The sequence below is a fragment of the Kocuria sp. LUK genome (assembly GCF_021012935.1).
Lineage (GTDB): Bacteria > Actinomycetota > Actinomycetes > Actinomycetales > Micrococcaceae > Kocuria > Kocuria flava.
The window spans coordinates 1-946 of record NZ_JAJMZI010000017.1 but is presented as its reverse complement, the minus strand read 5'-3'; the positions used below and the strand labels follow the sequence as shown (position 1 = coordinate 946).

Sequence of the window (946 nt, the reverse complement as noted above, 5' to 3'; positions counted from 1 at the left end):
GCACGCTGGTGCTGGTGGCGCTCTTCTACCCGGAGTTCGACGTGGCGCGGTGGCGCTCCCAGGCGCTGGCGTCGGTGTTCTACGTGGAGAACTGGGCGCTGGCGGTGGCGCAGGTGGACTACTACGCGGTGGACGACTCGGGGTCCTCGCCGTTCCAGCACTTCTGGTCGTTGTCGGTGCAGGGGCAGGTGTTCCTGCTGTGGCCGGTGATCTTCGCGGCCGCCGCGGTGGTGTGCCGGCGGTTCCGGTGGCGGCCGGTGCCGGTGCTGGCGGTGGCCTTCGGGGCGGTGTTCGTGGGGTCGTTGGTGTTCTCGGTGGTGCGCACGGCCGGGGACCAGGCGTTCACGTATTTCGACACCCGGGCGCGGTTGTGGGAGTTCGCCCTGGGGTCGCTGCTGGCGCTGGCGGTGCCGTACCTGAACCCGGCCAGGGGGCTGCGGGTGGTGCTGGGCTGGGCGGGTCTGGTGTCGATGGTGCTGGTGGGGGTGCTGGTCGATGTGCAGGGGGCGTTCCCGGGGTGGATCGCGCTGTGGCCGCTGTGCTCGGCGGCGGCGGTGATCGTGGCGGGGTCCTCGGGCTCGCGCTTCGGGGTGGACCGGGTGCTGGCCTCGGGGCCGCTGGTGCGGCTGGGGGACGCGGCGTATGCGCTGTACCTGGTGCACTGGCCGCTGCTGATCACGTATCTGGTGGTGCGGGACCGGCCGGTGGCGGGGCCGCGGTCGGGGGTGGTGCTGATCGTGGTGTCGCTGGTGCTGGCGGTGGTGGCGACCCGGTGGGTGGAGAACCCGCTGAAGCGGTGGGCGTGGCCGGAGCGTTCGGCGCGGCGGCTGGCGGTGGTCGTGGTGGTGTGCCTGGGGCTGGTGGCGGTGCCGGTGCTGGGGTGGGCCCAGGCCGATGCGCGGCGGGCGGCGCAGATCGCGGCCGAGGCCGAGCGCAACAACCCCGG

The 946-nt window shown here is 73.4% G+C and carries 1 protein-coding gene; it reads left to right on the top strand.

Annotated features, from left to right (window positions below; all coding sequences use genetic code 11):
• Positions 1-946: acyltransferase (locus tag LQU92_RS14830; protein ID WP_230781442.1), on the top strand; the 946-nt coding region annotated here is incomplete at both ends.